Consider the following 23,092-nt stretch of genomic DNA (forward strand, 5'->3'; position numbering starts at 1 on the left):
CGCGCCGGATGACCGCTCCGGATGACAAGCTTCGGTCGGTGGCGTTGCGCGACACTCGGGCGGTGGACGACCTGCTCCCACCCGATCCGCCGCTGACCGGACAGCGGGTTCGCTTGCGTCCCTTCCGTCCCGATGACGCTGCGGCGATCGTCGAGTCGTGCCGCTCGGGCGACATCATGCGGTACACGATGATGCCCGACGACATGACGCTCGACCTCGCTCACGCGTGGATCGAGCGCTCGATCGAGTGGTGGCCGCGCGGCCTCGCCCGGTTCGCGGTCGTGACGCCGTCGTCGGATCGCTGTGTCGGCCAGATCGGCGCGCACATCGACCCGCAGCATCGACGAGCCGAGGTCTTCTACTGGCTCGACGCGCGGGTCCGAGGTCGCGGGCTCGTGACCGAGGGACTGCAACTCGTCGTCGACTGGATCTCGAACGACGACCGGATCCGGCGGATCCAACTCGTCACGCACCTCGACAACGAGGCGTCGCATCGGGTCGCTCAGCGGTGCGGGTTCGAACGCGAAGGTGTGCTGCGCTCGTGGCAACCGACGAAAGGCGACCAGCAACCCGACGTCGTCATGTGGAGCTTGCTCCCGCGACGTCCAGCACGTCATCCGTAGCTTCGTCGAGCGCGTCGTCGAGTCGCTCGCGCTCGTCGCCGTAGAGCAACGTGAGCATGATCGCGGTGACCGGCGCGATGACGGCGTACATCGCGGTGATCAGCGCGGAGAATGCCCACAGCGGCAGTCCCGGGAACGCCACCAGTGCGAGCAGGCTGAGGACGATGCCGATCGCTGCGACCGAGACGTTGATGACCCCCGTCATCGTCGCCGTGTGCCACCAGCGCCCGCGGACGAGTTCGCTGCTGCGCCGTCGAGCGGCCGCTCCGCCGAGCCCGTCGAGCATCACCGCGTGCGGAATGAACTGGTACCGAACGGCCTGTCGAATCGCGAACGGGATGCCCACGACCGTGATCGCGAGACCGAGCACGATCGCGTAGGCGGGAAGGAACCCGCTGACGAGATCGCGCCATCGTGCCCGCACCGTCCGCAACGCGATCGCTGGTGACGGTTGCTGATCGGGGGCGGTGACGTCGGCAAAGTGGGCCGCCACCATCGCGTTGACCGCGACGAACGCGGCGAGGTTGACGACACCGCCGAGGAAGGTGGCAAAGAGTACGCCGGTCCCGCTCGCCGAACCCACCAGGTTCAAGACGTCGCCGATCAGCGGAAGTGCCGAGAGCATGCGGGCGACCGCGGCGACGAGTACCGCCGCGGGGATGAACAGCAGACCGACGAGCCAGAGGGCCGGCGATCGTCGCAAGAGTCGCCAACCGGATCGCAGGATCTGTCCGGCGCGCCGCCGTCGCACGATCGGCAGCAGCGGCACGGCGCCCCACGACGTGCGTCCGATCAGCCAGCGCGCCGCGAGTGCGAGGAGGCTGAGCGCGATCAGCACTCGCGTCGGCGACGTGGTGAAGAGGATCAGCGCGCCCGATCCGGATTCGACCACGTCGCAGAACAATCCGATCACGCCGGCGGCGCCCCCGTCGCCGGCTGGGATCACGACCGACGCGTCACGCAGGTCGTCGTGCCAGTCGACCGGCTCGGTCCAGCGCTCCTTCGACGTCGGTCCGGTGGGGCCGTTGAACGGGCCGGGTTGGCGTTCTCCCCATCGGCCGTCGTACGCGAGCCAGGCGAGCGGGTGATCGGGGGTGTCGACCGACGAGGGCAGGACGACGACGCTCGGGTCGACTCGTTGCGAGGGGCCGTCGGTCGTGTCGCAGCCGAACCCTTCGCTCGGACCGCGACCGAGATACACCGCCGACGAGAAGTAGCTGGCGTGCGACCCGGCCGATGAATACACGACGGGGCGCGAGCCGTCGCGTTCGAGCTTCGACGATTCCCAATCGGCTCGTTCGCCCCCTTCGTGTTGGGCGTAGCCGACGCTGATCGGGTCGGTGCGCAGCGCCTCCGCCACGGTCGAGGCGTCGAACAGCAACTGGATGCCTTCCCAGTCGCTCTCGTGGGTGTTGTTCCAGTCGTTGAAGTACCAGTAGAACCAGTACTGGAGTGCGACGCGGTCGGGTACGTCGGGCTGCTGCACGATGTGCGCGTAGACGACGGCGCCGTCGTCGCCTCGGTATTTGTCGAAGTCGGTCTCGTAGACGCATCCGGGTGCCAGCGACGTGCCCGGGAAGTCGAGGAAGAAGCCTTCGCCGAGGCCGAACAGATCGGACGCAGACGGCGCCGCCCGCACGACCGGATCGCCGTTGCCGACCTGGCGAAGCAGCACCTCGGGATTGTCGAGCACGATGTCGACCGCCGTCGGGCCGTAGGGCTCACCGTCGTCGTCGCACGGCGCATCTTGCGCCTTGAGCATCATGATCGGCGCGTACCGCTCGGCCAGTTCCTGCATCTGCGCAGACGCCTCGGCCGCAGACGCCTCGGCCGCAGTCGCCTCGTCCGCGGTGGCCTCGTCCGACTGTGCGACGACCGGTAGCTGCATCGACAACAGCAGCCCTGTCGTGATCACGGCGATCACCGCGATCGCAACCGTGCCACGTCGCCGACCGCCGTCGGGGAATCCGGCCTTCGAGCTCACCATCGGACCCGCTTCACCTCGCCGAAGATACTCCTCGGAGCGACCCGACACGGTTGCCGGCGAAGCGTCGTGCCGGTTTCACCGATGTCGCCGGGTTCGTCGACGTCGCGGCGCGATTCTGCGAATCCTCAAGTCGTGCGAGTGCGATGCCGAAGGGTCAGGCATGAGTATCGACCATGCGGACATCGACACCGAGGTGCCCGCGCGCAAGATCGAGCCGGGCACGATCCTCGTCAGTCGGACGGGACAGATCAAGATCCTGCGCTCGCGCAACAAACTCGACAACGGCTGGAACTGTGCGGACGGTGCAGGCATCAACGATGCCGAGGCAGACCGTGAGGACCTCTGGATGGCGTACACGACCGAAGAACTCGCGGCCGACTTGATGCTCGCTCGCGACCTGAACGCCGTTCGCGGACACCGCGTGCTCGGCGGCGGCTTGCAGACGTGGGACGCCTGCTCGGGTCGCCCGTGCGTGTTGCCACGCCTCGCCAAGCTCGTGAATCACTGACGCTCGGCCCGTGCCCGGATGACGGAGCGCGCCCAGCGCCGTTCAGAGTGCCACGATGCGGACGGTGCCGGCCGACCCGTCGACTTCGACGGTCGCGCCGTCGGGAATCAGCCGTGTCGCATCGGCCACCGAGGCGACGCACGGGATGCCGAGTTCGCGCGACACGATCATCGCATGGCTGCCGAGCGCACCCACGTTGACGACCACCGCAACGGCCGGCACGAACAGCGGCACCCATGACGGATCGGTCTGCGGCGCGATCAGCACGTCACCGGGCTCGAGCGCCATCGGGTCGGCGGCGTCGAGGATCACGCGAGCTCGGCCGGTGGCGACCCCGCCTGAACCGGCCGCGCCGGTGAGCACGTCGCCGACCGCCGCCTGGGTCACGCTGAGACCATTGCGTTGCGTCATCTCGTCGAGACCGGGCACTCGGTGGTTGACGATGAACACCGGTTCGCGGTCGAACAACGACCGGAACTGCGTCCACCGCTGATCCAAGACCATGGTGAGCGGTTCGGGATCGTGGCGGAGCAGCGACAGCTCGTCGTTCGTCGCCATGAACACCTTCTCGATCTGGTCGATGACGCCGCGCTCGACGAGGCGACGTCCGAACTCGCGCAGCGTCACGCGCAGCTCGTTGATCGCGATGACGACGTTGGTCTTGGCGCGTTCACGGCCGCTCAGGAACAGACGCGACGACTGCATCGCCGCCTCGAACGTGCCGATCGCTTCGGCGTCGCCCGCCAACTTCTCGCGCATGATCGCAGCGACGCGGTCGCGCTCGGCAACCGAGGCCTCGTGGCGCACCTGCGGTGTTTGCGATTCGTCGGAGCGACGCATCAGGTCGATGGCGGCGAGCGCGATCCGCGGCTTGACCTCCCACGACGCGGAGATGACGTCGTACTCGTTCTGCGCGCGTGCGCCGTAGGCGAGCAAGAACTGGTCGAATCGCGCGAGGAAGTCGCGAGCGTCGTCGCTGTCGGATGCGGCGAGGCGGTCGAGTACCTCGTCGGGGCCGGCGTCGAAGGCCGCACGGATCACGTCGGAGGCGGCAGCGACGCGCCCGAGATCCCACATGGCGTGTGATGGCGCAGCGGAGTCGACGTCGATGCCGGCGAGCAGACGGATCGACAGGCTCGGATCGCCGACGGCCTCGCAGAGTGCGCCGAGCGCACCCGGGCCGAGCGAGGCGAGCGACGAGATCCGCATCGCGTTCTCGAAGAAGCCTTGGATCACCGGGACGAGCGACCGCGCCCGAGCCAGCAGCGCCGAGTCGGTGAGTTCGCCGAGGTCGGGGCGCGAGTGGCGGAGTTTCTCGGCGAACGCCTTGTCGGCGTCGAGTTCGGGGAGCGCGTCGGTCGACATCGCCCAGCCCATCGACCCGGCGAGCTTCGCTTCGTGTCGCTCCGACTCGTGCCACGGTTGCGCTTCGTAGGCCGGGACGTCGTCGCGATCGTCGAAGAAGGCGAGGTCGATCGCCTCGGGGGTCACGCCCGGCATGCGAGCACCGAGGAGTCGAGTCAACGACAGCGGGTTGTAGACGTAGCCGCCGAACATCTTGAACAGATCGGGAGCTTCCGGGTTCTCGAACTCGTCCCAGTCCAGCACCCCGATGTCGATGTACGCGTCGCGGAGGCCGTGACACATCGCCTGCTTGAGCACGAGGTCTTGGCCGAGCGGGCTGAACGGGTCGGGAAAGACGTCGGCGGCGTTGCCGCGCGTCCACGCTGGGAATCGTTCGCCGATCTCGGAATCGCCGAACCAGGTGGTGGGAGTGTTCTCGGTCACACCGGCAACGTAGTCAGCTGGGCTGTCTCGATCGTCAACGGAGCCGGTCACGCAGCGATCGCGAGGCCGCACAGTGCGACACCGATGCCTCCGGTGACCGTGAGCACTCCGTAGGTCAGCGACGCGAGACGCCGTCCGCTCGTCCAGAGGTCGACCAACTCGCCGGTGACGGTGGAGAACGTCGACGTCGAGCCCGCGAGCGCTGTGACGACGACCACGGCGACCGTCGCCGAGACGTTCGATGCGACCCCCGCCGCGAACGCCGTGAGCAGATTCGCGGCCAGCGTTCCGATCGGCCAGCCGCCGGAGTTGAGGCGTGTCATCTGCCATCGGGTCACCCCGCCGAGCGCTGCGGCGGTGGCGAACAGCAGCACCGTGAAGATCGTCATCGAGCGTCCCCTGCTCGTGCCGACGCCACGTTCGATGTCGCTGAGACGAGTGGGCCCGACGTGCGACCGAGGACGAACGCGACGATGCCGGCACCCAGCGACACTCCGACGTAGCCGATGCTCGACGTGGTGTCGCCGTCGCGCAGTATCTCTGCGGCGTCGACGGCGAACGTGCTGAACGTCGTCAGCGCACCGCAGAACCCCGTCCCCACACCGAGTCGCAGGCGGGCCGATCGAGGCAGTGGATCTGATCCGGATGCGACGTCGACGTGCGCATCGGTCGTCAGGTGTGTCGCTGCCAGCACGACGCCGAGCGCGAACGAACCGACGAGGTTGACGCCGAGGATCGCCCACGGCCAGCCGTCATTCGTCTCGAACGTCTCGATGACGACCCACCGAAGTGCTGCTCCGACGATGGCGCCGAGCGCGACGTGGAGCGCAGCGGCCGGGCGGTTCATCACCGTTCAGTGTGGCCGCTGACGGCCACGCCGTGGGCGACCGATCAGACCAGCGCCGGTCGGCGGACCTCGATCGCCGGCAGTCGCAACGTCAGCAGCCACGTGATCGCCAAGAAGGCCGTCGATCCCCACAACGCCAACTCGAGGCCGCCCCACAGGTACAGCACGCCCGACAGCATCGTCCCGACCAGGCGCCCGGCGGCGTTGGCCGAGTAGTAGAACCCGACGTCCAGTGAGACGTCGTCGTCGTCGGCATACGCCAGGATCAGGTACGAGTGCAGCGACGAGTTGAGAGCGAACGCCACGCCGAACACGATCAGGCCACCGACGACGGCGAACGTGATCGCGATGTCGAGGCCGACCGCCGTCGCGATCGCCGCGGAGATGATCCCGAGCGCGAGGGCCCACGTTCGAGCCGCTTTGATCTCGTCGGCTCGCGGCCGTCCGCGGGCCTGGCCGCGATGCAGCCACTTCGGCGCCGCGGACTGCACGATGCCGTAGCCGACGATCCACGCGGCGAGGAATCCGCCGATGCCGTAGAACGACCAGCCGAACCGCTCGTCGAGGAAGATCGGCAACGCCACCACGAACCAGATGTCGCGCGAGGAGAACAGGAAGAACCGCGCGAACGACAGTCGGTTGATGGCGTCCGACTTCGACAGGATCGAGCGCAGCGGCGGCTTCTTCTTCGACTTGCCGATGTCTTCGTCGAGCATGACGGCGACGACGCCGAGCGTCACGGCGATCAAGGCGGCGAGCGTCCAGAGCGCAGCGTCATAGCCGAGCCAGGCCAGCAGCGCCGCGCCGATGAAGAAGCCGACGCCCTTGAGCGCGTTCTTCGAGCCGGTCAGAATGGCCACCATGCGGAACAGGGCACCTTCCTGGTCGCCTGCCACGAACTTGACGGCACTCTTGGAACTCATCTTCGTGAGATCCTTCGCGACGCCGGACAGGGCTTGCGCCGCCATCACGTAGACGACGGTGACCCACTCGCGCCAGTCGACCTGCTGCAGCGTGAGTGCGACGAGCGCCACGATCTGGAGGCCGAGGCCGGCGATCAACGTGCGATTGAGCCCGGTGCGAGCGCCGACCCATCCGCCGATCAGGTTCGTGACGATCCCCATGAACTCATACGCGAGGAACAAGAAGGCGATCGACACCGGCGAGTAGCCGAGGTCGTGGAAGTACAGCAGCACGAGCATTCGCAGCGCGCCGTCGGTGATGGTGTACGCCCAGTAGCCGGCGGTCACCAGGGCGTAGTTCTTCAGGCGCATGTCAGAGCGCCGCCGCGACCTTCGATGCGAGGTCGGCCATGCGGAACGCGTAGCCGTACTCGTTGTCGTACCAGGCGAGCACCTTGAGCATGCGGCCGTCGATCACCATCGTCGAGGGGCCGTCGACGATGCTCGAACGCGTGTCGTTGGTGTAGTCGCACGACACCAACGGCCGGTCCTCGAAGCCGAGGATGCCGGCGAGTTCGTTGGCCGCGGCGTGTCGGAACAGGTCGTTGACCTCCTCGACGGTGACGTCTCGTTGCATCGTGAACACGGCGTCGGTGAGCGACGCGTTGAGCAGCGGCACCCGCACCGCGGTGCCGTTGAGTTTGCCGGTGAGCTCCGGGTAGATCATCGTGATCGCGGTCGCGGAGCCGGTCGTGGTCGGGATCAGCGACATCAGCGCCGACCGGGCGCGACGGAGATCCTTGTGTGGAGCATCGACGATGACCTGGGTGTTGGTGACGTCGTGGATGGTGGTAATGGCGCCGCGCTCGATGCCGATCTGTTCGTGCAGCACCTTCACCACCGGAGCGAGGCAGTTGGTGGTGCACGAGGCGGCGGTCACGATGTGGTTCGTCGACGGGTCGTAGAGGTCGTCGTTGCAGCCCATCACGATGTTGAGGACTCCCTCGGACTTGACCGGTGCGGCGACGATCACCTTGCGAACACCGCGATCGAAGTACGGCTCGAGCACCTCGGTGGTCTTGAAGACGCCGCTGCACTCGAGGACGATGTCGACGTCGCTCGCGTTCCAGGGCACGGCGCCGGGCGTCGCCTCCGAGGTGTAGGCGACAGGCTGCCCGTCGACGACCATCCCGGCATCGGCGACGCCGACCTCGCCGGCGTAGCGGCCGTGCACCGAGTCGAACTCGAGCAGGTGCGCAGCCGTTGCGACGTCGCCACCGAGTTCGTTGACGTGGACGAGTTGCACGTCCTCTCGTCCTTGTAGGCCGCGGACGACGAGGCGGCCGATGCGGCCGAACCCGTTGATCCCGATACGGATGGTCATCAGGTGATCTCCTGTGATGGTTGGTGCTGCGGAAGTGAGCCGGTCGCGATGAGGCGACGGATGCGGTCTTCGATCTGGTCGACGACGTCGTCGAAGGCGCTGTCCGACGCGGTGCGCACCGGGTCGGCGATCGACCAGTGGAGCCAGTCGGTGGCCGGCGAGAGTTCCTCGTGTGCTTGGTCGCAGACCGTGATGATCAATCGGTCGAGCGCTGGCTCCAAGTCGTCGACGGCGACGAGTACTGGGGTGGCTCCGGACAGATCGAGGTCATGACGCTGCGCCGCGGCGACGGCGCCGGGGTGGACCCGCTCGGCGGGATGCGTACCGGCGGAGTCGGCGGGCGTCGTCGCCCACCGTCGCCAGAGTGCGGCGGCGAGCTGTGATCGGGCCGAGTTGTGGGTGCACACGAACAGGACCGGAGCGAGTCGGCCGGCGGGCACACACGTGACCGGCAGTGCGTCGGGGACGAGACGGACGTATTTGCGCCGCCCGTCGCCGCTGGAGGTGAACCGCTCGATCAGGCCGGCGTCACCGAGCACGTCGAGGTGATGCGCGAGCAGGTTGCCGGGGATGTCGAGGCGTCGGCTCAGCTCGCTGGGGGAGCGATCGCTGGCCGCGAGTTCGTCGACGATCGCCAGCCGACTGGGCTCGCCGAGCGCGGCATGCTTCGCCGCTCGCTGGTGCAGGTCGTCGTCGCCGTGGATCACGGCCCCACTCAATCACTCAATGTGAATTGAAGTAATGATAATTGAGTGAATTCGAGATGAACGCTCCGGTGTTGACCGCGGCTGCCTGTCGGGCGATGGGACTGGTCGGGGAGCTCTCGGGTTGATACATCGTTCATGCTCGCTGGTTCGAGCATCAACAACGTGACGGTTTCGACGGGTGGTAGTGAGGTGTCGCGTAACGTGTATGACCATGCGGGGCAGCGGGTCATGCGGATCGATCCGGACGGTTCCAAGACCTTGTATCTGGGTGCGACGGAGTTGCGGTGGGAGCCGGGGAGTTCGGCGGTGAGCGCGGCGCGGAGTTATCCCTACGACTGCAACGGTTCGATCAAGACCCGCACCGCCGCCGGAGTAACCACGACATACAGCTGGGATGAGCGCAACCGACTCGCCGAAGTCAAGGTCGGCACGACCGCCCCATCACGCAACATCTACGACGCCAACGGCCGCCGCATCGTGCGCGTCGAACCCAACGGAGACCGGACTGCGTACTTCCCAGACGCCACGATCGTGTTCGACAAGTCAGCGGGAACCTTGGCGGCAACGCGGACCTACGTCGGTGGAGCAACCCGCCTGCCCAACGGAACCGTGACGTTGAACGCGGTCAACCACCAAGGCACGATCGCCGCTCACCTCGACACATCGAACGGAACCTACAACCGCGTTCGATACGAGCCGTACGGCGACATTCGTGAAGGTTCCACCGTCAACGATCACGGTTTCCTGGACCAACGTCACGACCCCAACCAACACCTCGTCTACCTCAACAACCGCCACTACGACCCAACCACAGGTGTGTTCGTGTCCGTCGATCCGCTCGTCTCCAAGACGATGCAGCCGTACATCTATGGGGCAGCGAACCCGGTGACGTTGTCGGATCCGTCGGGGTTGTGTCCGGATCCTGGGTGTTGGGAGTTCTTGGGTCCGGTGGTGCGTGAGCTCACTGGGCAGGACCCGCCGGGTGCGACGGCTGTTCGTCAGCGCGAGTACAACGCGCAGGTGGCTGCGGGTATGGAGCAGCGCCAGGAGTTGTTGGGGGCCAAGAGTTGGACCTCGCACGACCGGCTCTACTACCAGCGCTTGGCGCGCGGCCCGCGCTACGAGATGCCGATCGCAGGCGTGCCGAAGGTATCGACGGTGCTGGGCGTGGTAGCGAATGTGAGCGGTGTGATCGCTGGTGCGTGTGCTGCGGCTCTCGTGTTCACGGCTGGGGTTAGTGGAGCGTGCGCCGCGCCGGCGGCTGCGGCGTCGACCGTTGCTGCAGCGGGTGAGGCTGTTGCGTTACTGGTCGAGGGCGACGAGTCTGCCCCTTGCAAAGCTGCTGTGTGAGCCGCCCTGGCTTCGTTGGAGGCTCGGGCTATTGGTTTCCAACCCCGGCGGGGTCGGTCTGTTGGGCAGCGTAGAACGCTGACTCGAACTCTGCTGGTGGAACATCGCCGCAGTGGCTGTGGAGGCGATCCTCGTTGAACCAGTGCACCCACGACAATGTCGCGAGCTCGAGCTCGTCGACGTCGGCCCACACCGCTGGCGCATCCGGCCCTCGTACGCACTCGGCCTTGAACAACCCGTTGGTCGTCTCAGCGGGGGCATTGTCAGGCAATCGGCGACCGTTCCGATCGAGGGTCGGGCGCCGATCTCGTCGAGCCGCTCGGTGAAACGAACCGATGTGAACTGCGACCCGGCATCGGCGTGTGGCACGAGCCCGACGAACCGTCGGCCGCCGCAGGAGCGGCGGGCCATCTCGAGCGCGTCGAGGACCATGTCGGTGCGCTTGTGCGACGCGACCCGACGATGCGGCGGGAGAACGCGTCGACGATGAAGCACACGTACGCCATCCCCGTCCTCGTGGGCACTTGCGGGGCCCCGGTCATCTCGTCCCACAGCCAGGCGTTGGGACAGTCGCAGTCGGCATTCGTGGCGGCGACTTGGGCTGAAGTCGTGCGCTGTCGGCGAGCCCCGGGCAGGGTGCATGCGGCTCAGTGATCATCAAGGGTGTGCCGATATCCACACACTTACCGCACGGGCGTGATTGTGCGACTATTGACACATCTACGCATTCATGTACTATGTGTTGATATGAGCACACGGAACTATCGGGTTCGTTCTGGTGAAGATCTCGGCCGAGCGCTACGTGACGCACGCACCGTACAAGGGCTCACCCAACAGCAGCTGGTGGACCAGCTCGAGCTCGGCTTCGACCGGACTCGTCTGGCCCGAATCGAGGCTGGCGAAGGATTTCAGTCGCTCGACCGTGCGCTTTCGGTGCTGCGACGACTCGGGATCGAGGTGTATGCAACGGTTCCCGAACCCGCCCATCCGAACGACCATGAGCGCACCCACCTCGATGACCGCGCTGACACTGAAGAAGGGGAAGCGGAAGGGGAAGGGGAAGGGGAGCAAGAAGACCGAGATGAAGATGATCGCGACCATGATCGTCGAGATGAAGATGGGGGTGGGTTCCGTTGGCCGTGACGCACCTCGGCGTCTGGCACGACGACGTACTCGTTGCTGAACTCCAAGCGAAGCGACCGTGGGATCTGCGCTGCCGGTACTCGGCCGCTGCGATCGAGGCCGGTGACGCCAACCGCCCGCTCCTGTCGTGTTCGCTACCGGTCACCCGTCAGAAGGAGCGGGCGACACCGTGGGTGAGGGGCCTGCTGCCTGAAGGTGAGCATCTACTTGCGGTAGCGACGACCGCCGGCGTGCCCACCAACTACTACGCCGACCTCCTCGCCCGATACGGCCGAGATATCGCAGGTGCGTTCACCATCAGTGTCGACGAGCCCGACGAACGACGATGGGCGGTCGAGCCGTATGACGACCAGCAACTTGCCGCGGAGCTCCGCTCCGTCGCCGATGCGCCGGGGTTCGCAATACGTGACGACAGCGAACTTTCGATCGCTGGCCTGCAGAACAAGCTGCTCGTCTGTGCACGCGACGACGGCCAGTGGGGTCGACCGGTGAACGGTCAACCGTCATCGCACATCATGAAACTCGACGACGGCCGCTACGACGAACTGCTCGCCGCTGAACACGCCTGCCTTCGTCTCGCCAGCGATGCCGGGCTGCGTGCCGCGCACAGCAACCTGATCAACGTGGACGGGCTCGACGTGCTCGTCGTCGAGCGGTACGACCGCCGTCGAACGGACGACGGCGTCATCGAGCGCATCCATCAAGAGGACAGCTGCCAAGCACTCGGCGTGAACATCGACGATCAACATGGCCGGGGCAAGTACGAACGGTTCGGTGGGCCGACGTTCGCCCAGATCGCAGAACTGTGTGACCGCTACGGCGACCCAACGACGGCATTCCCGGACCTGCTCGCCAATGCGGTCTTCACCTGGGTGATCGGTAACGGTGACGCTCACGGCAAGAACGTGTCGCTGCTGATCGACATCGGCACCGGCCATGTCGATCTCGCACCGTTGTACGACACCGTCCCGACCGCGTTGTGGCCGACGCTACGTCCAACGGCCGCAATGTCGGTCAACGGCAAGCACGAAGACGTGACGCGCGACGACTTCGTGGCCGAAGCCCACCGGTGGGGGTTCGCGCGGGCTGGTGCAGAACGACTCATTGACGACGTCACCACCCGACTCGTCGCAGCAGTAGCGGACTGTTGCGACGACAGGGTCGCCTCACTTGTCACCGAACGGCTCCACACCCTCGAGCACTGATCACCCGCCCGAGACAAGGGTGCACCTACACAGCTCAACCCCAGTGCCGATGTCCGGTCGACGACACTCGATAACACCCACCCGGAAATTCGCTTGCGCCGCGGGAACCCGCGCCGATTGGTGGTGTCGTTGTGCCAGATGGCGGCGGTGAGCGCGAGGAGTCGTTGCAGGACGCGAGCGCAGACGCCGGGTTCGGTTCGTGCGCCGTGGCGTTCGAGGTTGCAGGTGCGTTCGGTTTCGGTGAGGCCGAGCATCGAGGTGGCGAGGTTCGCCGGCGGATTGGCGGAACACGATCTCCATCGAGCTGTTTCCAACACGGCCGACTCGACGTCATCACGCGCGACCCGCCGGTCGATCAGGTGCCGAGCGGGTGCTGCTGTGACCAGGCGAACAGCGCGATGCCCGAGGCGACGCCGGCGTTCAGCGAGCGGGTCGACCCGTACTGCGTGATCTCGCAGACCATCGCCGCGGCCTCCAACGCCGCTGTCGACAGCCCAGGACCTTCCTGTCCGAACAGCAGCGCACACGCCGACGGCAGCGAGGCGGTCTCGATCGGCGCGGCGTCGACCGAGTTCTCGATCGCGACGATCGGCACGCCCGCCGCAGCAGACCAGGCGGCGAAGCCCGAGATGTCGGGATGATGGTGCAGGTGAAGGTAGCGGTGCGTCGACATCGCGCCGCGCCGATCCCATCGCTTGCCGCCGACGACGTGCACGCCAGCGACGTTGAACGCGTTCGCGTTGCGGATCACGGTGCCGATGTTGAAATCGTGTTCCCAGTTCTCGATCGCCACGTGGACGGGCCGGCGCCGTGTGTCGAGATCTGCGACGATGGCGTCGACGCTCCAGTAGCGGTAGCGGTCGGCGACGTTGCGGTGGTCGCCTGCCGCCAACAGTTCGGGGTCGAGGCGATCGTCGACGGGCCAGGGGAGCCGGTGGGGGCCCACACCCGCGCTGCCGGTGTCCGTCGAGCGGACACGATCAGCGGCGTCGGCCTCGGCGGCGTCGGGCTGAGCGGCGTCGGGCTGAGCGGCGTCAGCGATGCCGGGGTCAGAGGCGTCGGGCGGCGGGGACGACATCGGTGAGATAGGCCTCGAGCGCGTCGCCGTCGACAGGAAACCGAAGCGCGATGTTCACCAGGTCGGCGCCGGCATCGCGGTACTCCGCGATCCGCTCGATGGCTTGGTCCGGTGTGCCGGTCAACGCCCCTTCGGTCACGCGCTCGGCCATCTCGGGGCCCCACTGATCGACGATGCGCTGTCGTTCGGCAGTGGCGGTGGCGTCGTCGGCACCGATGTGGAACGCGAGGTTGACCGAGCGCTCCAACGTGGCCGGGTCACGGCCGATCGCCTCGCAGGCGGCGTCGAGACGATCGTTGAGCCGGCGGTACTCGGCCGGGCCGACGTAGGGCACGTTCCAACCGGAGCAGTAGCGAGCAGCGTTGTCGGGCGTGCGGGTGGGGCCACGGCCGCCGGTCCACAGCCGGATCGGCCCGTCGATCGGACCGGGCACGCAGGTCACCTCGTCGACATGCCAGTAGTCGCCGCGGAACGTGGTCGTCGGCGCGTCGGACAGCATCCCGGAGATGATCTCGAGACCTTCGGTGAGCTGGTCGAACCGCACGTCGATCGGATCGAAGTCGTAGCCGTGCGCGCGGAACTCGGGCTCGTGCCAGCCCGCACCGAAGCCGGGCTCGAAGCGGCCACCCGACAGGTGGTCGATGGCGATGATCGACTTCGCGAGCAACGCCGGATTCCGATACGGCACACAGAACACGAGGCATCCGAGTCGAGCCCGGGACGTGACCGACGCGAGCGCACCGAGCGTCGCGACCGCCTCGAAGTGCGGCGTGGTCCCGCCAGCGGGTGGCGCTTCGTAGAGGTGATCCCACACGGAGATCCAGTCGACCGTGGTATCGAGCCGCTGCCACAGTTCGATGAGGTCGAGCATGGTCGTGTTCTGCTGTCCGACGTGGACACCCATCGACAATGTCATGCGATGCCCGTTCAGCGAACCAGCGTGGGAGCGCTGTGCGTGCCGCGCTGGAGTCGACCCGGTCGTTCACCGGTCAGGCGACCCTCCTCGGCGACCACCCGGCCACGCTTGATCGTCGCGACGTATCCCTCGGCCGGCTGCATCAGGCGTGTGCCGCCGGCCGGAAGGTCGTCGACCAGGCGTGGTGGCTTGAGTGCGAGACGATCATGATCGATCACGTTGAGATCCGCGAGATATCCGGGGCCGATCACGCCGCGGTCGTGCCATCCGACGTGGGCGGCCGTCCGCTGCGTCTGCTGATGGACGATGTACTCGAGATCGATCTGTTCGCCACGGTCACGGTCGCGTGTCCAGTGCGTGATCGCGGTCGTGGGGAACGTGCCGTCGGAGATGACGTTGCAGTGGGCGCCCGCATCGGAGAGCCCGAACATCGAGTGCTCCGACAGGATCATCTCGCGCACGTCGTCGAGGTTGCCGTGGGCGTAGTTCATCAGCGGCATGTACAACAGTTGCTGGCCGTCTTCGGCGAGCATCAGGTCGTACATCTTCTCGATCGGCTCGACGCCCTCGGCCGCAGCGAGTCCGGCGACGCTGTCGTCGGGGGTCGGCTCGTAGTTCGGCGGATCGGACAGCGGGTACATGCGATCGAAAGCGCCGTGGATGAGCGCGGGGAAGTCGCGTACTCGCACCTCGCGATGCTCGGCGATGATGTCGGCTCGCACCGCCGGATCGCTCAGGTGCGCGACGCGCTCGGCGACGGGCAGATCGTGCAGGCGAGCATACGTCGGGCAGCGGCGCAGCGGATTGGCCGTCGCCGACAGCCCGAGCAAGACGCCGATCGGGCGGACGGCGACCTGGGCTCGCACGTCGGCACCTTGGGCACTCCACGCCTCGATGCGGCTGACCAGCTCGCGCCAACGTTGCGGGGTCTCGTCGTTCTGCTGCACGGTGAAGCTCATCGGTCGTCCGACTTCGGTGACGATCCGGCCCAGCAGTTCCAGCTCTCGTGCGACCAACTCGTCGTCGCTCGACTGGTACGCATCGGAGATCAACTGGATGACCCCGGTGCCGGCGCGGTTGAGCGCCTGCGCGACCCCGACCACTTCGTCTGCCGTTGCCTTCAACGTGCCGATCGACTCACCGGTGGAGGTGCGGTGCGCCCATGTGCGAGAGGTGGTGAAGCCGAGCGCGCCGTTGCGCAGCGCCGACTCGGTGAGGCGGCACATCTCCTCGATCTCCTCGGGGGTCGCCACCGACTGATGGTCGGCGCCGCGCTCGCCCATCACGTACGTGCGCAACGCAGCGTGGGGAACTTGCGCGCCGACGTCGACCGTCCACTCGAGTTGGTCGAGCACGTCGAGGTACTCGTCGAAGCTCTCCCATCCCCACGTCATCCCCTCGGCGAGTGCCGTGCCGGGGATGTCTTCGACGCCTTCCAGCAACCGGATCAGCCAGTCGTGCTTGTCGGGTCGTGCCGGTGCGAACCCGACGCCGCAGTTGCCCATCACGATCGAGGTCACGCCGTTGATCGACGAGGGCGCGAGGTCGGGATCCCAGGTGACCTGGCCGTCGTAGTGCGTGTGGATGTCGACCCAACCCGGGGTGACGATCGTTCCACTGGCGTCGATCTCTCGCACCGCTGGCTCGTGCGCCGAGACGTCGCCGACCGCGACGATGCGGTCGCCGTCGATCGCGATGTCGGCCTGTCGTCGAGGCGCACCGGTCCCGTCGACCACCGTGCCGTTCCGGATGATGAGATCTGCCATGCCCGAACGCTACGACACCCACCCGTATCGGTTTGTGTCAGACACAAACCGTTACGCCGGTCCGTTTCGGTCAGGCGGTGACGGGGTCGATCGGGAGCAGCGGGTCGCTCGCCGCTTCGATCTGCGCGGCGACGTCGAGGCAGCGCAGGTCGGTGAAGTGGTCGCCGATCACCTGCACGCCGACCGGCAGGCCGTCGGCGCGGCCGTGCGGGACCACGGCGGCGGGAAGCCCGAGCAGGTTGATCGGGGTGACCGGGCGCAGCGTGTCACGGATCAGCGACTCGAATCCGGTCGTTCCCGTGCCGAGATCCGCACCGTGCTCGAACGCGGGCATCCCCCACGTCGGGCTGAGCACGATCGGATGCTCGGCGAAGAACGCGCGCCACTCGCGCAGCACTCGATGCCGTTCCCCCTGGAGTACGACCGCCGACTCGAGCGTCACGTCGGCCGAGGTGGCGAACAATCCGTCCAGCACCGTCTGGCCGTCGGCGCCGATGACCAGGTCGAGCAGCGGTCGCATGACGACGAGATCCTGCTTCAGCAATGCCGCCCACATGTCGATCGCCTGCTCGTACGACGGCGGTGTCGCCTCGACGACATCGTGGCCTGCGTCAGCGAGGACATCGCCCGCCGATCGGATCGCCGCGGCGATCTCCGGGTGCGTCGCTCCGCCGGGAGGGTCCGCGCACACGGCGACTCGCAACCGCTCGCCATCTCCCAACGACGTCAACGAGACCGGAAGGCTGAGCGGATCACGGACATGAGGCCCGGCAAGGATCTGAAGCGCCGCCCGAACATCGGCGACGCGTCTCGCCATCGGACCCTCGACCAGCATCTGTTGCGACGACAGACCGCTGTCTTCGGGTGGCAGCGACGACGCCGCCGGAACGACGCCGACCGTCGGCTTGATCGACGCGATGCCGCAACAGTGGGCCGGGTTGCGCAGGGAACCACCGATGTCGTTGCCGAGTCCGAGGGGGCTCATCCCGCTCGCGATCGCGGAGGCTTCGCCACCGCTCGATCCGCCCGCGGTGCGACCGGGATGATGCGGATTGCGGGTGAGTCCGTGCAGCGACGAATCGGTCGACACCCGCAGACCGAGATCGGGCAGGTTCGTCCGCGCGATCGGAATCGCGCCGGCGGCTTTCATCCGTTCGGTCACCGGCGCGTCGAGCGACGGCAGCGCGTCGGCGAATGCCACGACCGCCTGCGTCGTCGGGCTGCCCCCCAGGTCGATGTTCTCCTTCACCGTGATGGGCACACCGTGGAGCGGGCCGAGTTCGGCCCCGGCGGCGACGGCCGCGTCGGCTGCATCCGCGGCTGCGAGGGCGGACTCGTCGAGCCGCCGCACGATGGCGTTGAGGTCACCGTTCACGGCGTCGATGCGGGCGTAGTGCGCCTCGACGACGGCGCGGCTGGTCGATTTTCCAGAACGGATCAGTTCGGCGAGTTCGAGCGCGGAGCGCTGCCAGAGTTCGGTCATGGCGCACATCCTGACACGCGCGCCGGCGCGCCGAACGCGTGACGTGATTGCATGGTGGCATGTCTCCACGCACCATCGGGTTGTCTGACGCCTTGAACCAGTACGTCGTCGAGCACACCACGACGCCCGACACCGTCCAGCAGCAGCTGATCGACACCACGCAGGCGATGTCGTCGGGCGGGATGCAGATCTCCGCGGACCAGGGGGAGTTCTTCACGATCCTGACGTCGTTGCTCCAGCCGAGCTTCGTCGTCGAGGTCGGCACGTTCACCGGCTACTCGGCGTTGGCGATCGCGAAGGGACTCGGACCATCGGGCCGCTTGCTGTGCTGTGACGTCAGCGAGGAGTGGACCTCGATCGCTCGCCGCCACTGGGAGGAGGCCGGAGTCGCCGATCGGATCGAGCTGCGGATCGCACCGGCGATCGACACGCTGCGAGCGCTGCCGACCGACACGGTGATCGACCTGGCGTTCATCGACGCCGACAAGGCCGGTTACCGCGACTACTACGAGGAGATCCTGAGTCGGCTCGCACCGAACGGCGTGATCCTCGTCGACAACACGTTGTGGAGCGGTGCGGTCGTCGACGACGCCGACACCTCCACCGACACGGTGGCACTTCGCGAGTTCAACGATCATGTCGCCACTGACGCACGCGTCCGCCAGGTGATGCTGCCGGTCGGCGACGGCGTCACCATGATTCGCCGCGCGCTGTGATGCTGTGATGCGCTGAGCCCGGGATCTCGTCGAGCGCGTCGGCAACTCGGCGCGACGCGTCAGTTGCGGGGGACTTCGTTCCAGGCGACGTTCTTGTCGACGCGAGGTTCGCCGGGAAGTCCGAGCACCTGCTCGCCGAGGATGTTGCGCATGATCTCCGACGTGCCGCCCTCGATCGAGTTCGCCCGCACCCGCAAGAACGCGTAGCGAAGCCCGTGGGCCGTTCCGGACACGTCGAGGTCTTCGGGGCGACGGAACGTGTAGTCGTAGTCGACGAGCGCGTCGGCGCCCATCAAGTCGATGCAGAACTCGTACAGCCCCTTGTTCAGCTCGGAGTAGGCCAGCTTGGCGATCGACATCTCCGGGCCCGGGTTGCCGGCCTTGGCATTCTGCGCGGCGCGCATGTTCGTGAGTCGACCCGCTTCGGCCTGCACCCACCACTTCATCAGCGTGTCCTTGTCGGCCGCGGTCTGCTTCGACGGGTCCATCGCCTTCCAGACCTCGACGGCGTCGTTGGCCGCACCACCGCGCCGCACCACACCGCCACCACCTCCACCGATCGCGTTGCGCTCGTTCATGAGCGTGGTGAGGCTGGCACGCCAGCCTTCGCCGACGTCGCCGACCCGGTAGGCGTCGGGGATACGGACGTCGGTCATGTACACCTCGTTGAACTCGGCCTCGCCGGTGATCTGACGCAGCGGGCGCACCTCCACGCCGGGTGCTCGCATATCGAGCGCGAAGTACGTCATGCCCTTGTGCTTCGGGGCGTCGGGGTCGGTGCGGGTGACGAGCATGCCGAAGTCGGCGAGATGGGCCAGCGTGTTCCATACCTTCTGGCCGTTGACGATCCACTCGTCGCCGTCGCGTTCGGCGCGTGTGCCGAGTCCGGCGAAGTCGGAGCCGGCGCCGGGCTCGGAGAACAGCTGACACCATTTCTCCTCGCCGGTGAACATCGGCCGCAGGAACCGTGCCTTCACCGCCGTGTCGCCGTGCGTCGCGATCGTCGGACCCGCCAGTTGCATGAAGAACGTACGGGGATCGGTCGGCTGCGCGCCCGCCTCTTTCAGGCGGCGTTCGACGACCCGGTTGAGTTCGGGTCGCACGCCGAGGCCGCCGTCGCCCTCGGCAAAGTGGACCCACGCGAGCCCGGCGTCGAAGCGAGCGCCGCGGAACTCCACGTTGTCCATCGTCGCCGGGTCGTGTTCGGCGAGCAGCGCATCGAGCGCAGCGTTCACCCGGGCGAGTTCGGGATCGGTCGTGCCGGTCGTGGGAGCGTCCTCGAGCGTCGTCATCCCCACAGCATCGCAGAGCCGACCGCCTCGGTGGAAGTCCCCGACTCGCGCCCAGTCGAGGATGCCCAGTGGAGGACGTTCACCCGTGGCAGCTCACTCGATGATGACGGTCAGGACCGTGGCGACGTTCGAGCCCGGCTCGAGTCGTTCGGCGACGCGCACCGCCTTCTTGATCGGGAGCACGTAGGTCGCCTCCACCTTCGACGGAAAGATCGACGTCCGCCACGTGCTGGCTCCGACGGTCACCTCGACGCGAACCGACCCGAAGCCGCCCGCCACGCGTCCGAACCGCTCCTCGATCTCGTCGGCGACCTCGTGCGGCACGCTGATGAAGAACCACGACGCCTTCGCCTCCCACTCCCAGAGTTCGGCGTCGAACCGGTACATCATCGCGGCGACCCGGCTCGATGCGACCCGGCTCGATGCGACCCGGCTCGATTGACCGGCTCCCGGGGCAAGAGATCGGGGGCCCACGATGTGGCGGCGCTGCCTCTCATCGGGTTCACGGTCAGAACAACTGCTCACCCGGGATCGAAGCCGCCTGGTGAATCCAGTCGACGAACTGTGCGTCGTCGACGTCGTCGCCTTCGCCGATGTGGAAGTACCGGACTTCGGGCTGCTTCGACTCCACGGGTGGCGGAGGCTTCAGGAACGCGCCGTTGAGCCAGGTGACCTTCACGTACTTGGTGAAGCAGTGGAAGCTGAGGAACCAGCCGCTTCCCTCGATTCCGTAGAACGGCGAGTTCCACCGGACCGCCCGATGTGCGTGCGGCACGGTGTCGGCGACCAACCCGTCGAGATGGCGGCCGATCGCCGCTTTCCAGTCGGGCATCGCCGCGATGTAGGCCTGCACCGGTTCGTCGCCATCGCCTTTCGCGATCTGTGGGTTCCCGCCCGACAACAGTGTCACCTCGCCGTGTGCAGCAGGAGATCCGACCGGCGGCTCGGCCGTCGGTCTGGCCGTCGGTCTGGCCGTCGATCTGGATGGTGAGCGCTTGGCCATGACGTTCGGTCCTTCGAGACGCGGGAAGGCAGATTGCCACGTCGACGATCGACTCGCAAGAGACGTGCATCCACGCGAGGCGCGCATCGACGATCACCCGGGGCCGCGTGGTTCCTGCCCGAGATTGGGACGAAAGGCCGTGTTCGCCCGATCGTTTCGTACGTACCGTCGAGTTCATGGGCCGCAGCGGTTGCGGCCACCACGATCGGAGTGTTCAGAGATGACCACCGCACCACAACGGCTCGTGATCCTCGGTGCCGGTACCGGAGGCACGCTGGCCGCGAACCGGCTTCGCAAGAAGTTCAAGGAGGATCGGCTGCGGATCGACATCGTCGATCAGGACAATCGTCACGTCTATCAGCCGGGCCTGCTGTTCGTGCCGTTCGGGTTGGCCGAACCCGACGAGATCGTGCGCGGGCGCGATCGCCAGCTGAAGAAGGGCATCCACTACCACCAGAGTCCGATCGACACGGTCGACATCGAGGCGAACGCCGTGGCGCTCGCCGATGGCACGGTGCTCGACTACGACGTCCTGCTCGTCGCCACAGGTGCGGTGCTGCTTCCCGACGAGACCGAGGGGCTCACCGGTCCGGGCTGGCGCCAGAACGTGCACACCTTCTACGACATGGAGGGTGCAACGGCGCTCGCCGGCGCGCTCGACGACTTCGAGGGTGGCCATCTGGTGATCAACGTGATCGATCTGCCGATCAAGTGTCCGGTGGCCCCGCTCGAGTTCGCGTTTCTCGCGGACTGGTACTTCACCGACCGGGGCATTCGGGACGACGTTCGCATCACCTACGTCACACCGCTCGACGGGGCGTTCACGAAGCCGACAGCGTCGGCGGCGCTCGGGTCGTTGCTCGACGACAAGCACGTCGAGATCGTCACCGAGTTCAACACCGGTGAGGTCGACGGTGAGGCTGGCACGCTCGTCAGTTTCGACGGTCGCGAGGTCGAGTTCGACCTGGCGGTCGTGATCCCGCTGCACGGCGGAGCGTCGTACGTGGAGAACTCACCGGGGCTGGGCGACGAGCTCGGTTTCATCCCCACCGACAACGCGACGCTGCAATCGACCGTCAAGGACAACATCTTCGTGATCGGCGACGCCGCCGACGTTCCGACGTCGAAGGCCGGATCGGTCACCCACTTCGAAGGGGAGGTGCTGGTGGAGAACATCGAGGCGTTCCTCGTCGGCCGCCCGATCGAACACACCTATGACGGTCACGCCAACTGTTTCATCGAGACCGGGTTCTCGAAAGCGTTGCTGATCGACTTCAACTACGAGAACGAACCGGTCGGCGGCCACTATCCCGGCCCGGTCGGGCTGCCGCTGCTCAAGGAGTCGAGAGCGAACCATCTCGGCAAGTTGATGTTCCAGTCGTTCTATTGGCATGGCTTGCTCCCGGGTCGAGACATCCCCGGCATCGGCCCCGACATGCCCACGCTCGGAAAGAAGCAGCCCATCGCGGGCTGAAGCGAAAGGAACCACGTACATGCCCACCAAGACACTCGCCTCGACCCCTGTGGAAGTGAACGACGAGGGGTTCTTCGTCGACGCGAATCAGTGGACCAAGGAGATGGCACCGGAGATCGCCGCCGAGATCGGGGTGCCGACGCCACTCACCGATCGTCACTGGACGGTGATCGACCTGATGCGCTCGGAGTACTTCGACAAGGGAACCGGACCCACGGTGCGCAAGATCAGCAAGCTCTCCGACGTGAGTACCAAAGAACTCTTCGTGCTGTTCCCGAAAGGCCCGGCGAAGCTCGCTGCGCTCGTTGCTGGCATACCGAAGCCGAAGGGATGCATCTGACATGACCGACTCCCACCCGCTCCCGACGGCTCCCGTCGCGGCTCCGATCGAGAAGGTGTCGATCATCGTGTCGAAGGGGTCCCTGGAGGGCATCTACCCCGCCCTGATCATGGCGAACGGTGCCCGCAACGAGGGCATCGAGGCCAACTTGTTCTTCACCTTCTTCGGCATGGACGCCGTCCACAAGGAACGCCACGATCACATCAAGGTCGCGACGGTCGGCAACCCGGGTCTGCACCTTCCGACGCTCGCCGGCGTGATTCCCGGCGCCTCGGCGTTGATGACGAAGTACATGGAACGCCAGATCGAAAAGCTCGACTTCCCGGGTATCGCCGAGTTCGTCGAGATGATCCACGACACGGGTGCTGGCTTGTATGCCTGCCTCGCCTCGGTGGAACTGTTCGGGATGGAACGCGACGACCTCATCGACGAACTCGACGACATCATCACCGTCGGCGAGTTCTACGACATGGCCGCAGGAGGTCAGATCATCTTCACCTGATCATCTTCACCTGATCAGCGTCTCTGTGGGTCGAACCAGATGTGGAACGCTGGCGTGCCCGATGACACCGAATCTCGC

At 66.6% G+C, this 23,092-nt stretch carries 23 protein-coding genes and 2 pseudogenes; 8 read left to right on the forward strand and 17 right to left on the reverse strand.

Features of this window, described 5'->3' with window-relative positions:
• The first annotated feature begins 8 nt into the window (after positions 1–8).
• Entirely contained in the window at positions 9–623 is a 615-nt protein-coding gene (locus ACE37B_RS15620) for a GNAT family N-acetyltransferase (RefSeq protein ID WP_409924250.1), read from the forward strand.
• Here ACE37B_RS15620 and ACE37B_RS15625 read toward each other — a convergent pair.
• Positions 580–2,610 (reverse strand): hypothetical protein, encoded by a 2,031-nt coding sequence (locus ACE37B_RS15625; protein ID WP_409924251.1) that lies wholly within the window; start codon positions 2,608–2,610, stop codon positions 580–582. The two genes, ACE37B_RS15620 and ACE37B_RS15625, sit on opposite strands and share 44 nt — an antisense overlap.
• Positions 2,611–2,770: 160 nt before the next feature.
• Between ACE37B_RS15625 and ACE37B_RS15630 the strand changes: the two genes are divergently transcribed.
• On the forward strand, positions 2,771–3,118 hold the full coding sequence (locus ACE37B_RS15630) for a hypothetical protein (RefSeq protein WP_409924252.1): 348 nt from the start codon (positions 2,771–2,773) through the stop codon (positions 3,116–3,118).
• Positions 3,119–3,160: 42 nt separating this feature from the next.
• Here ACE37B_RS15630 and ACE37B_RS15635 read toward each other — a convergent pair whose 3' ends face one another.
• Genes ACE37B_RS15635 through ACE37B_RS15660 form a run of 6 tightly spaced genes read right to left on the reverse strand, consistent with a single transcriptional unit; the run spans position 3,161 to position 8,758 of the window.
• Positions 3,161–4,906: a PEP-utilizing enzyme gene (locus ACE37B_RS15635; protein WP_409924253.1), complete on the reverse strand. Its 1,746-nt coding sequence runs from the start codon at positions 4,904–4,906 to the stop codon at positions 3,161–3,163.
• A gap of 47 nt (positions 4,907–4,953) precedes the next feature.
• On the reverse strand, positions 4,954–5,295 hold the full coding sequence (locus ACE37B_RS15640) for a FluC/FEX family fluoride channel (RefSeq protein ID WP_409924254.1): 342 nt from the start codon (positions 5,293–5,295) through the stop codon (positions 4,954–4,956).
• Positions 5,292–5,753 (reverse strand): fluoride efflux transporter FluC, encoded by a 462-nt coding sequence (locus ACE37B_RS15645; RefSeq protein WP_409924255.1) that lies wholly within the window; start codon positions 5,751–5,753, stop codon positions 5,292–5,294. Before ACE37B_RS15645 ends, ACE37B_RS15640 begins: the two co-directional genes overlap by 4 nt.
• Positions 5,754–5,797: 44 nt before the next feature.
• A complete protein-coding gene (gene arsJ / locus ACE37B_RS15650) occupies positions 5,798–7,027 on the reverse strand; it encodes an organoarsenical effux MFS transporter ArsJ (RefSeq protein WP_409924256.1) in 1,230 nt (409 codons plus the stop codon).
• A gap of 1 nt (position 7,028) precedes the next feature.
• Entirely contained in the window at positions 7,029–8,039 is a 1,011-nt protein-coding gene (locus ACE37B_RS15655; protein ID WP_409924257.1) for an ArsJ-associated glyceraldehyde-3-phosphate dehydrogenase, read from the reverse strand.
• Positions 8,039–8,758 carry a helix-turn-helix domain-containing protein gene (locus ACE37B_RS15660; RefSeq protein WP_409924258.1) on the reverse strand — a complete coding sequence of 240 codons (720 nt, stop codon included), beginning with the start codon at positions 8,756–8,758 and terminating at the stop codon, positions 8,039–8,041. The genes ACE37B_RS15655 and ACE37B_RS15660 overlap by 1 nt, the downstream gene beginning before the upstream one ends.
• A gap of 216 nt (positions 8,759–8,974) precedes the next feature.
• On the opposite strand from ACE37B_RS15660, the gene ACE37B_RS15665 reads away from it, so the two are divergent.
• On the forward strand, positions 8,975–10,096 hold the full coding sequence (locus ACE37B_RS15665) for an RHS repeat-associated core domain-containing protein (RefSeq protein WP_409924259.1): 1,122 nt from the start codon (positions 8,975–8,977) through the stop codon (positions 10,094–10,096).
• Positions 10,097–10,124: 28 nt separating this feature from the next.
• Here the strand turns inward: ACE37B_RS15665 and ACE37B_RS15670 are convergent.
• Positions 10,125–10,650, reverse strand: a pseudogene (locus tag ACE37B_RS15670) (transposase); the annotation flags it as partial.
• A 244-nt stretch (positions 10,651–10,894) separates the two neighbouring features.
• Complete coding sequence (locus ACE37B_RS15675) at positions 10,895–11,197, reverse strand: hypothetical protein (protein WP_409924260.1); 303 nt, start codon at positions 11,195–11,197, stop codon at positions 10,895–10,897.
• Positions 11,198–11,235: 38 nt separating this feature from the next.
• On the opposite strand from ACE37B_RS15675, the gene ACE37B_RS15680 reads away from it, so the two are divergent.
• Complete coding sequence (locus ACE37B_RS15680; RefSeq protein WP_409924347.1) at positions 11,236–12,444, forward strand: HipA domain-containing protein; 1,209 nt, start codon at positions 11,236–11,238, stop codon at positions 12,442–12,444.
• Positions 12,445–12,557: 113 nt separating this feature from the next.
• Here the strand turns inward: ACE37B_RS15680 and ACE37B_RS15685 are convergent.
• From ACE37B_RS15685 to ACE37B_RS15705, 5 genes and pseudogenes are all read right to left on the reverse strand, one after another.
• Positions 12,558–12,665 (reverse strand): annotated as a pseudogene (locus ACE37B_RS15685) (IS982 family transposase); the annotation flags it as partial.
• Positions 12,666–12,799: 134 nt separating this feature from the next.
• Complete coding sequence (locus ACE37B_RS15690; protein ID WP_409924261.1) at positions 12,800–13,522, reverse strand: TrmH family RNA methyltransferase; 723 nt, start codon at positions 13,520–13,522, stop codon at positions 12,800–12,802.
• A complete protein-coding gene (locus ACE37B_RS15695) occupies positions 13,494–14,438 on the reverse strand; it encodes an LLM class flavin-dependent oxidoreductase (RefSeq protein WP_409924262.1) in 945 nt (314 codons plus the stop codon). The genes ACE37B_RS15690 and ACE37B_RS15695 overlap by 29 nt, the downstream gene beginning before the upstream one ends.
• Before the next feature lie 11 nt (positions 14,439–14,449).
• The gene (locus tag ACE37B_RS15700; RefSeq protein ID WP_409924263.1) at positions 14,450–16,204 is read right to left on the reverse strand and encodes an N-acyl-D-amino-acid deacylase family protein; all 1,755 of its coding nucleotides are present in this window, start codon (positions 16,202–16,204) and stop codon (positions 14,450–14,452) included.
• Between the two features lie 70 nt (positions 16,205–16,274).
• Positions 16,275–17,687, reverse strand: coding sequence for an amidase (locus ACE37B_RS15705; RefSeq protein ID WP_409924264.1), 1,413 nt, complete (start codon positions 17,685–17,687; stop codon positions 16,275–16,277).
• A 59-nt stretch (positions 17,688–17,746) separates the two neighbouring features.
• On the opposite strand from ACE37B_RS15705, the gene ACE37B_RS15710 reads away from it, so the two are divergent.
• Complete coding sequence (locus tag ACE37B_RS15710) at positions 17,747–18,403, forward strand: O-methyltransferase (protein WP_409924265.1); 657 nt, start codon at positions 17,747–17,749, stop codon at positions 18,401–18,403.
• Positions 18,404–18,462: 59 nt separating this feature from the next.
• On the opposite strand, the gene ACE37B_RS15715 is transcribed toward ACE37B_RS15710, so the two are convergent.
• The 3 genes from ACE37B_RS15715 to ACE37B_RS15725 form a co-directional block, all read right to left on the reverse strand.
• Positions 18,463–19,695 carry an acyl-CoA dehydrogenase family protein gene (locus tag ACE37B_RS15715; RefSeq protein ID WP_409924266.1) on the reverse strand — a complete coding sequence of 411 codons (1,233 nt, stop codon included), beginning with the start codon at positions 19,693–19,695 and terminating at the stop codon, positions 18,463–18,465.
• A 93-nt stretch (positions 19,696–19,788) separates the two neighbouring features.
• Entirely contained in the window at positions 19,789–20,085 is a 297-nt protein-coding gene (locus ACE37B_RS15720; RefSeq protein WP_409924267.1) for a DUF1905 domain-containing protein, read from the reverse strand.
• Between the two features lie 118 nt (positions 20,086–20,203).
• Positions 20,204–20,698: a DUF1801 domain-containing protein gene (locus ACE37B_RS15725; protein ID WP_409924268.1), complete on the reverse strand. Its 495-nt coding sequence runs from the start codon at positions 20,696–20,698 to the stop codon at positions 20,204–20,206.
• Between the two features lie 220 nt (positions 20,699–20,918).
• On the opposite strand from ACE37B_RS15725, the gene ACE37B_RS15730 reads away from it, so the two are divergent.
• Genes ACE37B_RS15730 through ACE37B_RS15740 form a run of 3 tightly spaced genes read left to right on the forward strand, consistent with a single transcriptional unit; the run spans position 20,919 to position 23,014 of the window.
• Entirely contained in the window at positions 20,919–22,172 is a 1,254-nt protein-coding gene (locus ACE37B_RS15730) for an NAD(P)/FAD-dependent oxidoreductase (RefSeq protein ID WP_409924269.1), read from the forward strand.
• 19 nt (positions 22,173–22,191) lie between these two features.
• Entirely contained in the window at positions 22,192–22,512 is a 321-nt protein-coding gene (locus ACE37B_RS15735) for a TusE/DsrC/DsvC family sulfur relay protein (RefSeq protein WP_409924270.1), read from the forward strand.
• Between the two features lies 1 nt (position 22,513).
• Positions 22,514–23,014, forward strand: a complete 501-nt coding sequence (locus tag ACE37B_RS15740) for a DsrE/DsrF/DrsH-like family protein (RefSeq protein ID WP_409924271.1) — start codon at positions 22,514–22,516, stop codon at positions 23,012–23,014.
• The last annotated feature ends 78 nt before the right edge of the window (positions 23,015–23,092 follow it).

Origin of the sequence: Ilumatobacter sp., from assembly GCF_046290335.1 — a bacterium.
Taxonomy (GTDB): Bacteria; Actinomycetota; Acidimicrobiia; order Acidimicrobiales; family Ilumatobacteraceae; genus Ilumatobacter_A.

Bases quoted from the DNA above. Each gene is read 5' to 3' on its own strand.
- ACE37B_RS15715 (WP_409924266.1), bottom strand. From the start codon at position 19,695: ATGACGACGCTCGAGGACGCTCCCACGACCGGCACGACCGATCCCGAA.
- ACE37B_RS15690 (WP_409924261.1), bottom strand. From the start codon at position 13,522: ATGTCGTCCCCGCCGCCCGACGCCTCTGACCCCGGCATCGCTGACGCC.
- ACE37B_RS15630 (WP_409924252.1), top strand. From the start codon at position 2,771: ATGAGTATCGACCATGCGGACATCGACACCGAGGTGCCCGCGCGCAAG.
- ACE37B_RS15645 (WP_409924255.1), bottom strand. From the start codon at position 5,753: ATGAACCGCCCGGCCGCTGCGCTCCACGTCGCGCTCGGCGCCATCGTC.
- ACE37B_RS15675 (WP_409924260.1), bottom strand. From the start codon at position 11,197: ATGGTCGCGATCATCTTCATCTCGGTCTTCTTGCTCCCCTTCCCCTTC.
- ACE37B_RS15720 (WP_409924267.1), bottom strand. From the start codon at position 20,085: ATGATGTACCGGTTCGACGCCGAACTCTGGGAGTGGGAGGCGAAGGCG.
- ACE37B_RS15655 (WP_409924257.1), bottom strand. From the start codon at position 8,039: ATGACCATCCGTATCGGGATCAACGGGTTCGGCCGCATCGGCCGCCTC.
- ACE37B_RS15620 (WP_409924250.1), top strand. From the start codon at position 9: ATGACCGCTCCGGATGACAAGCTTCGGTCGGTGGCGTTGCGCGACACT.
- ACE37B_RS15710 (WP_409924265.1), top strand. From the start codon at position 17,747: ATGTCTCCACGCACCATCGGGTTGTCTGACGCCTTGAACCAGTACGTC.
- ACE37B_RS15665 (WP_409924259.1), top strand. From the start codon at position 8,975: ATGCGGATCGATCCGGACGGTTCCAAGACCTTGTATCTGGGTGCGACG.
- ACE37B_RS15705 (WP_409924264.1), bottom strand. From the start codon at position 17,687: ATGACCGAACTCTGGCAGCGCTCCGCGCTCGAACTCGCCGAACTGATC.
- ACE37B_RS15735 (WP_409924270.1), top strand. From the start codon at position 22,192: ATGCCCACCAAGACACTCGCCTCGACCCCTGTGGAAGTGAACGACGAG.
- ACE37B_RS15730 (WP_409924269.1), top strand. From the start codon at position 20,919: ATGACCACCGCACCACAACGGCTCGTGATCCTCGGTGCCGGTACCGGA.
- ACE37B_RS15625 (WP_409924251.1), bottom strand. From the start codon at position 2,610: ATGGTGAGCTCGAAGGCCGGATTCCCCGACGGCGGTCGGCGACGTGGC.
- ACE37B_RS15740 (WP_409924271.1), top strand. From the start codon at position 22,514: ATGACCGACTCCCACCCGCTCCCGACGGCTCCCGTCGCGGCTCCGATC.
- ACE37B_RS15640 (WP_409924254.1), bottom strand. From the start codon at position 5,295: ATGACGATCTTCACGGTGCTGCTGTTCGCCACCGCCGCAGCGCTCGGC.
- ACE37B_RS15695 (WP_409924262.1), bottom strand. From the start codon at position 14,438: ATGACATTGTCGATGGGTGTCCACGTCGGACAGCAGAACACGACCATG.
- arsJ (WP_409924256.1), bottom strand. From the start codon at position 7,027: ATGCGCCTGAAGAACTACGCCCTGGTGACCGCCGGCTACTGGGCGTAC.
- ACE37B_RS15725 (WP_409924268.1), bottom strand. From the start codon at position 20,698: ATGGCCAAGCGCTCACCATCCAGATCGACGGCCAGACCGACGGCCAGA.
- ACE37B_RS15700 (WP_409924263.1), bottom strand. From the start codon at position 16,204: ATGGCAGATCTCATCATCCGGAACGGCACGGTGGTCGACGGGACCGGT.